The organism is Mycobacterium syngnathidarum (assembly GCF_001942625.1).
In the GTDB taxonomy this organism is placed as follows: Bacteria; Actinomycetota; Actinomycetes; order Mycobacteriales; family Mycobacteriaceae; genus Mycobacterium; species Mycobacterium syngnathidarum.
This window is the reverse complement of the sequence record NZ_MLCL01000085.1, coordinates 1-9423: the sequence shown is the minus strand read 5'-3', so window position 1 is coordinate 9423 and position 9423 is coordinate 1. Positions and strand designations below refer to the sequence as shown.

Sequence of the window (9423 nt, the reverse complement as noted above, 5' to 3'; positions counted from 1 at the left end):
TGACGGTCAACGGCAAGCTCGACAAGCGGGCCCTGCCGGCTCCGGAATACACCGGCACCGATCATTATCGGGCGCCGGGCACCGCGACCGAGGAGATCCTGGCCGGTATCTACGCCCAGGTCCTCGGGTTGGAACGGGTCGGCATCGACGACTCCTTCTTCGACCTCGGCGGCGACAGTATTCTCGCGATGCGGGTGGTCGCCGCCGTCAACACCGATTTGGATGCCGGGCTGGCGGTACGCACGTTGTTCGACGCGCCCACGGTCGCGCAGTTGGCACCGCATGTCGGCGAGGATTCGGACCGGCGTGCGCCTTTGACGGCGGGCGAGCGTCCTGCCCTGGTCCCGTTGTCCTTCGCACAGAACCGTATGTGGTTCCTCAACCGGTTCGAGGACGGAGCGGCGACATACAACATGCCGATCGCGTTCCGGATCAACGGCGCCTTGGATGTCGACGCCCTGGAATCGGCTCTCGACGACGTGATCGACCGCCATGAATCGCTGCGCACGGTGTTCCCCGACATCGACGGAGTGCCCTCGCAAAAGGTACTGCCCGCACAGCCCGGGCTGTGGCGCCGCGGAGGCCCGGCCGTGGTGCCGGTGACGGACGACGATCTGGTCGGGGAGCTGACCTCCCTGGCGGGCTACACGTTCGACCTGGCCAATGAGATTCCGATCCGGGCCCAGATCTACGCCGTAGGCCCCGAGCAGTATGTCCTCGGAATCGTTCTGCACCACATTGCCTTTGACGGATGGTCGATGGCACCTATGGCCCGCGACGTCGGCGCAGCCTATCGGTCGAGGGCCGTGGGCCAGGAGCCCGATTGGTCACCATTGCCCGTCCAGTACGCCGATTACACGTTGTGGCAACAGGATTGGTTGGGATCAGAATCCGATCCCGACAGTGTGCTCGCCAACCAGCTCGCATACTGGCGGCGGGAACTCGCAGAACTCCCCGAGGTCATTTCTCTTCCCTCGGATCGGCCACGCCCCCCGGTGCCCAGCTATCGCGGCGACGCCGTCGGTCTGCGTATCGACCCCGAGGCCTGGGCTGGGCTCAAGGCCGTGGCCGCAGCCCACAACGCAACCGTGTCGATGGTTTTGCAGGCTGCGATGGCGGTTGCGCTGCACCGGGCCGGAGTCGGTGAGGACATCGCGTTGGGCACCCCGATCGCCGGGCGCATGGACCAGGCCCTCGATGAGCTGGTCGGGTTCTTCGTCAACACCTGGGTGCTCCGGGTGGACGTTGATCCTGCGTCGCGGTTCAGCGAGGTGTTGGAACGTGTCCGGCAGAAGGCGCTGGATGCCTACGCCAGTCAGGACGTGCCGTTCGAACTTTTGGTCGAGCGGCTCAACCCGACCCGGTCCACATCGCACCATCCGCTGTTCCAGGTGGCCTTGGCTTTCCAGAACAATGTGCGCCCCGAGATCCAGCTCGACGAACTCGACGTCGAGCCGATGGCCGCCGACATTCGCACCGCCCGGTTCGACCTCGAATTCGATCTGCGAGAAGTGTCCAACGGGGACGCGAGTGCGCTGTTCGATCTGCACGCGGTGCCCGAAGAGGGCCGCGGTGCACTGATGGCGGCAGGCACAGTCGCCTACGCCACGGATCTGTATGACCGATCCAGTGTCGAGCGCTTGGTGGGTTGGTTCGGCCGTGTCGTCGAGGCTGTGGTGGCTGACTCGTCGGTGGTTGTCGGCGAGGTCGGTCTGCTCGATCCTGACGAGCAGGATCTGTTGCTGCACAAGTGGTCCGGTGCAGACGCAACTCGCCCGATGGGATTGGCCCCGGAGCTGTTGGCCGCCGCGGTCGCCGCGGATCCGGAGGCCGTCGCAGTCGTGGACGGGAGCCGCGAGCTGTCCTACCGGGAGCTTGATGAGGTATCCAACCGACTGGCACGGGCGCTGATCGAAGCCGGGGTGGGCCCTGAACGCGCCGTCGGTGTGGCGATGGGGCGCTGCGCGGACTTGGTGATCGCCTGGTGGGCGGTACTCAAGGCCGGCGGAGTGTACGTTCCGGTCGATCCGGCTCACCCCGCCGAGCGGGTGTCCACGGTATTGGACGCCGCCGAGGCGGTTTGTGTGCTCACCTGCGGCACCGCTGCGGTCGAGGGGACCGGGAGCCGACTCGTGGTCCCGCTCGATGTGGTTGATCTGTCAGAACACAGCGCGGACCCGGTAGCGGATCCGGATCGACTGGCGCCCTTGAGTGTTGACGACGCGGCATATGTGATCTTCACATCGGGATCCACCGGAACTCCGAAGGGTGTCGCGATCAGCCATGCCGGGGTGCTCGGTGTCGCGGCCGCACACCATGATCTGCTCGGGGTGGCTCCGAAGGCTCGGGTGCTGATGGTCGCCGCACCGACTTTCGATGCCTCGATCTTCGAGTGGTTATGGGCGGTGTCCTCCGGGGCGGCATTGGTGGTGGCCCCGCCGGATTCCTACGCCGGGGCCGCGCTGGCCGAGGTATTGGCGGGTGAGCGTGTCGATGCGGCATTGATCACCCCGACGGTGCTGGCCACCCTGGATCCGGCCGAGATCGACGGGCTGGACACCTTGGTCACCGGTGGCGAGGCATGCCCGGCCGAGTTGGTGGCCGCATGGGCCCCCGGACGGCGGATGTTCAACGCCTATGGACCGACCGAGGTGACCATCTGGGCCACCTGGAGTGCGCTGACAGCCGGACAACCGGTGCGCATCGGTGCCCCGGTTCCGGGAACGTGCGCGTTCGTGCTCGATTCGCGGCTGAACCCGACGCCGGTCGGAGTCGTGGGCGAGCTCTACCTGGCCGGTCCTGCGGTCGCTCGTGGTTATGTGGGACGCCCCGATCTGACTGCGGATCGCTTCGTGGCCAATCCCTTTGGAGAACCGGGGACGAGGCTGTATCGCACCGGTGACCTGGTGCGCTGGGCCGAATCAGGCAGCCTGGAATACCTCGGCCGTGCAGATGCCCAGATCAAGCTCCGTGGGCAGCGCCTGGAACTGGGTGAGATCGAGAACACCCTGTTGGCCTGCCCGCAGGTCACCCGCGCGGCCGCGGCCGTGCATCGAGGCAGCACCGGTGTCGATCATCTGGTTGGTTACATCGCCCTCGAGCAGACCAGCACCGCCGACTACGACGCTGACGTTGTCGATCAGTGGCAAGGCATCTACGACGAGCTCTACGACGCTGACCTTGACGTGGTCGAATTCGGTAACGATTTCCGCGGCTGGAACAGCAGCTACACGGACGATCCGATTCCCCTGCCCGAAATGGAGGAATGGCGCTCGGCCACTGTGGATCGGATCCTGTCCATGCGCCCGCAGCGAGTACTCGAGCTGGGCGTCGGATCAGGCCTGCTGCTGTCCCAGCTGGCTCCCGAATGCGTCGAGTATTGGGGCACAGACTTTTCCGCGCCGACTATCCAGAAGCTGCAGAAGGCGGTGGCCGGCCAGCCCTGGGGAGGCCGGGTTCATCTGCTGACCCGACCGGCGCACATCACCGAGGCGTTGCCACAGAACCAGTTCGACATGGTGGTGATCAACTCGGTGGTCCAGTACTTCCCGAGCGCTGGGTACCTGGCCGAGGTCGTCGACAAGGCAGTGGAATTGCTGGCTCCTGGCGGCACGCTGTTTATCGGCGACGTGCGCAATCACAGTCTGCAGGGTGCCTTCCAGACCGGTATCGCGTTGGCGCGTAGCCGGAACGGTACCGATACTGACGAGATCCGCCAACGGGTACAGCGCGCGATGCTGGGCGAACATGAGTTGCTCCTTGCCCCAGAGTTCTTCACCACCTGGGCAGCCGACCATCCATCCGTGGGCGGCATCGACATTCAGGTCAAGCGTGGTGAGGCCGACAACGAGCTGAGCCGATACCGCTACGACGTCATCGTCCACAAGTCGCCCACGCAGGTGTGCTCACTGGCCAACGCCTCGACGTGGGTGTGGACGGACTGTGCGGGTCTGAGCGGGCTGCATGCCGAGTTGACGGCTCAGCAGCCGTCCACCGTACGGGTCACTTCCATTCCACGTGCCGGCGTGATCGCCGATGTGGTGACCGAACAAGCTTTGGGTGCAGGACTCCCACTCGCCGAGGCACTCGTCCACGCCGACGCCGCCGCACAGGATGTCGTCACTCCTGAAATGGTGTACCGGCTCGGCGAGGCAGCCGGCTACCACGTCGCAATTACGTGGGGCACCCAACCCGGAACCTTGGATGCCGTCTTCATCGCAACCTCCGGCGGTGATTTGCCGCCGGCGCTCACTGAGCTCTACCAGCCGGCGCCCGACGCCCGTCAGCGCGGCGGTTACGCCAACGACCCGCATACCAACTCAAAGGTCACGGCGGTCCGCCAGTGGTTGGCTGAACGGTTGCCCGAGTACATGGTTCCGAGCCAGATCGTGGTGCTCGACGAGTTCCCGTTGACTTCCTCGGGCAAGATCGACCGGAAAGCACTACCTGAGCCGACGTTCGTCGCAACCTCCTTCCGGGCTCCCCAGACCGATACGGAAAAGATTGTCGCCGAGGTGTTCACCGAGGTTCTCGGACTCGGCAGGGCAGGGCTCGATGACGATTTCTTCGTCCTCGGCGGCGATTCCCTGATCGCCATCCGGGTCAGCACACGTCTGCAGTCCGCTCTCGGCCGGGATGTGCCGGTTCGTTACCTGTTCGACGCGCCAACGGTCGGCGGGCTGGCCGACTATCTCGATCGGCATCAGGACGGTGTGGCGCGGCCACCGCTGACTGCGCGGCATCGTCCGGCGGCCATTCCGTTGTCGTATGCCCAGCAACGACTCTGGTTCTTGGAGCAGCTGCAAGGGCCCTCGCCGATCTACAACATGGCGGTGGCCTTGCGGCTCAGCGGGCACCTCGATGAGGCTGCCCTGGGTGCCGCGCTGGCGGACGTCGTGGGCCGGCAGGAAAGTCTCCGGACGGTGTTCACTTCAGTCGACGGGGTCCCCCAGCAGGTGGTTCTCGACACCGAACAGGCTGATCTGGGATGGCAGATCGTTGATGCCGCCGGGTGGTCGGCGGCCCGGCTCGACGAGGAGATCGGTGCAGCGGCCCGCCACAGTTTCGACCTCACGAGTGAAATTCCGATCAAAGCAACACTTTTCCGCATCAGCGAGAACGAGCACGTCCTGGCGGCGGTGGTTCACCATATCGCCGCCGACGGCTGGTCGGTCACCCCGCTCGTGGTGGATCTGGCGACTGCCTACGCCAGCCGGTGCGACGGGCAGGCCCCGGATTGGGAGCCCCTGCCGGTGCAGTATGCCGATTTCACGTTGTGGCAGCAGGAGTGGCTGGGCTCGGTATCCGACGCCGACAGCGTGATCGCCGGGCAGCTGAAGTACTGGGAGGAGGAGCTGGCCGATCTGCCTGATCGGTTGGAGCTGCCGACTGATCGGCCGTATCCGCCGGTGGCCGACTACCAGGGTTCCAGTGTGGTGGTGGATTGGCCTGCCGAATTGCAGCAACAGATCGCCCGGGTCGCCCGCGAGCACGGCGCGACGAGTTTCATGGTGGTCCAGGCAGCTCTGGCGGCGTTGATGGCTCAGCTGAGCGCGAGCACCGATGTGGCCGTGGGCATCGCGTCTGCCGGCCGCGGCGAGCCCGCACTCGACGAGTTGGTGGGTTTCTTCGTCAACACTTTGGTGCTGCGCGTGGACCTGGCCGGGGACCCCACTGTCGCAGACCTGTTGGGTCAGGTGCGGCAGCGTAGCTTGGCGGCGTTCGAGCATCAGGACGTGCCGTTCGAGGTGCTGGTGGATCGGCTCAATCCGACCCGCAGCCTCACCCATCACCCGCTCGTGCAGGTCATGCTGACCTGGCAGAACCTGCCATGGCAACACAGCGACCCTGCTGCCGCATTGGCACTGGGTGAGGTCGGCGTCACGCGACTGGAGGCCGAAACACAGACGGCCCGTATGGATCTGGTGTTCTCCTTGGCGGAACGCTTCAATGATGCCGGTGCGCCGGCAGGGATCGACGGATCGGTGGAGTTCCGCACTGACGTGTTCGACGCCGCCACGATCGAGACTTTGATCCAACGTTTGCAGCGGATGCTGGCGGTGTTTGTCTCGGATCCGGCTCAGCGGTTGTCGTCGGTGGATGTGTTGGATGCGGCTGATTGTGCTCGGTTGGATGAGGTTGGTCATCGGGCGGTGTTGATGCGGCCGGTGGTGGAGTCTTCGATTCCGGTGTTGTTCGGGGCTCAGGTGCAGCGTGCTGCGGATGCGGTGGCGGTGTGTTTCGAGGGTGTCTCGTTGTCGTATCGGGAGTTGGATGAGGCGTCGAATCGGTTGGCGCACTTGCTGGCCGAGTATGGTGCTGGGCCCGGTGAGTGTGTTGCGTTGATGTTGGAGCGCTCGGCGCAGGCTGTCGTGGCGATTTTGGGTGTGTTGAAGTCGGGGGCGGCGTATCTGCCGATTGATCCGGCGCATCCTGATGCTCGGGTTGAGTTCATGCTGGGCGATGCACGGCCGGTGGTGGCGGTGACTGCGGGTGGGCTTGCCGAGCGGTTGCTTGGATCGGGTGTGCCGGTGGTGGAGGTCGAGGATCCTCGGATTGATTCTCAGTCGTGTGCTGCGTTGCCGGTTCCGGCTCCTGATGATGTGGCGCACATTATTTATACGTCGGGGACGACGGGGACGCCGAAAGGTGTTGCGGTTACTCATCAGAACGTGACGCGGTTGTTTGACGGCATGGATGTGGGTGTCGAGTTGGGGCCGCAGCAGGTGTGGGCGGCGTGTTCGTCGTTGGCGTTCGATTTTTCGGTGTGGGAGATCTGGGGTGCGCTGCTGCACGGTGGGCGTTTGGTGGTAGTGCCTGAGCAGACCACCCGTTCATCGCAAGATCTGCATGCCCTTCTGGTTAACGAACACGTCACAGTTCTGAGCCAAACGCCCTCTGCAGTAGGGATCCTGTCCCCGGAGGGCCTGGAATCCGCAGCGTTGATGGTGGCTGCCGAGGCGTGTCCGCCGGATGTGGTGGATCGGTGGGCGCCGGGCCGGGTGATGATCAACGGGTACGGCCCGACGGAGACGACCGTCTATGCCACGATCAGTGCTCCGTTGCAGGCTGGTTCGGGTGTGGTGCCGATCGGTGTGCCGGTCCCAGGTGCGGCGCTTTTCGTCCTGGACCGGTCGCTCCGGCCGGTTCCTCCGGGTGTGGTGGGTGAGTTGTATGTGGCCGGCCGCGGTGTGGGCGTGGGCTACGTACGCCGGCCGGGTTTGACCGCATCGAGGTTTGTGGCGTGCCCGTTCGGCGCACCCGGTGCCCGGATGTATCGGACCGGGGATTTGGTGTCGTGGGGTCCGGATGGGCAGTTGCGGTATGCCGGACGTGCCGATGAGCAGGTCAAGGTTCGTGGTTACCGCATCGAACTCGGCGAAATCCAAAGCGCGCTGGCCGATCTGGACGGTGTGCAGCAGGCGGTGGTGGTCGTCCGTGAGGATCAGCCTGGCGACAAGCGACTGGTCGGCTACCTCACCGGTAGCGCGGACCCGGTGCACGTGCGTGCGGCCCTGGCCGAGCGGCTGCCGGCCTACATGGTGCCCGCAGCTGTCGTAGTCCTTGATGCGTTGCCGCTGACGGTCAACGGCAAGCTGGACAAGCGCGCTCTGCCGGCACCGGAATACACCGACACCGATCACTATCGCGCGCCCAGCACGGCTACCGAGGAAATCCTGGCCGGCATCTACGCCCAGGTTCTGGGACTGGAACGCGTCGGCGTCGACGACTCCTTCTTCGACCTCGGCGGCGACTCCCTGACGGCGATGCGACTACTCGCAGCCGTCAATGCCGGCTTCGAGGCCGAAGTCAGTGTCCGTACCTTGTTCGACGCGCCCACCATCGCCCAGCTGGCGCCGCACATCAAGGCCGGTTCGGGTGGACGTCCGCAGTTGGTCGCCCAACAGCGACCAGACGTCATTCCGCTGTCGTATGCGCAACAGCGGTTGTGGTTCTTGGAACAATTGCAGGGGCCGTCATCGATCTACAACATGGCGGTGGCATTGCGGCTGGACGGCAACCTGGACGCCGCCGCGCTCGGGCAGGCATTGGCCGATGTGGTGGGAAGGCACGAGAGCCTGCGCACGAAGTTCGGCGCCGTTGACGGGATTCCTCAGCAGTTGGTGGTGCCCGCCGGGCAAGCGGAACTCGGCTGGCAGGTTGTCGACGCCAGTGGGTGGTCTGCGGATCGGTTGAAGGAGGAAGCAGGAGCTGTCGGGCGGCGGCACTTTGACCTCACGCAGGAAATCCCCTTGCGGGCAACACTCTTCCGGGTCGCTGAGGAGCAACACGTACTGGTGGCGGTGGTTCACCACATCGCTGCCGATGGTTGGTCGATCACGCCATTCGTGGCGGATCTGGGCTCGGCCTACGCCAGCCGCTGTGCCGGCCGGGCGCCAGAGTGGGCGCCGTTGTCAGTCCAATATGCCGATTACACGTTGTGGCAGCAGGAGTGGTTGGGGTCGACATCTGATCCGGACAGTGTGATCGCCACGCAGCTGGCCTATTGGGAACAAGAACTAGTCGATCTGCCCGAGCGTCTCGAGCTGCCGACCGATCGGCCGTATCCGCCGGTGGCCGACTATCAGGGCTCCAGTGTGGCGGTGGAGTGGCCGGCCGAATTGCAGCAACAGGTGGCACGTGTCGCCCGGGAGCACGGTGCGACCAGCTTCATGGTGGTCCAGGCCGCGCTGGCAGCGTTGCTCGCAGAGTTGAGCGCCAGTTCCGATGTGGCAGTGGGAATCGCAACCGCGGGCCGCAGCGATCCGGGCCTCGATGAACTGGTCGGCTTCTTCGTCAACACTCTGGTGTTGCAGCTGGACCTGGGCGGGGATCCCACAGTTTCGGATCTGCTGGCCCAGGTACGCCGGCGCGGCTTGGCGGCGTTCGAGCATCAGGACGTGCCGTTCGAGGCACTTGTGGAGCGACTCAACCCCGCCCGTAGTCTGACCCACCATCCGCTCGTGCAGGTGATGGTGTCATGGCAGAACTTCGCCGCCGAGCAAGCTACCGGTCTGCGCCTGGGCGATGTCCAGGCCACACCGCTGGATGCGGAGACCCGCACGGCCCGTATGGATCTGGTGTTCTCCCTGGCTGAACGCTTCAACGATGCCGGTGCTCCGGCCGGGATCGGTGGCGTGGTGGAGTTCCGCACGGACGTGTTCGACGCGGCGAGCGTTCGCACACTCGTCAAGAGGCTGCAACGTGTATTGGCGGCGATCACAGCTGACACTGCTCAGCGGTTGTCGGCGGTAGATGTGTTGGATGCGGCTGATTGTGCTCGGTTGGATGAGGTTGGTCATCGGGCGGTGTTGATGCGGCCGGTGGTGGAGTCTTCGGTTCCGGTGTTGTTCGGGGCTCAGGTGCAGCGTGCTGCGGATGCGGTGGCGGTGTGTTTCGAGGGTGTCTCGTTGTCGTATCGGG

The 9423-nt window shown here is 65.0% G+C and carries 1 protein-coding gene; it reads left to right on the top strand.

Annotated elements, in window-relative coordinates; all coding sequences use genetic code 11:
* Positions 1–9423, top strand: a 9423-nt coding sequence (locus BKG60_RS24105) for a non-ribosomal peptide synthetase (protein WP_120765017.1), incomplete at both ends; no start/stop codon positions are given.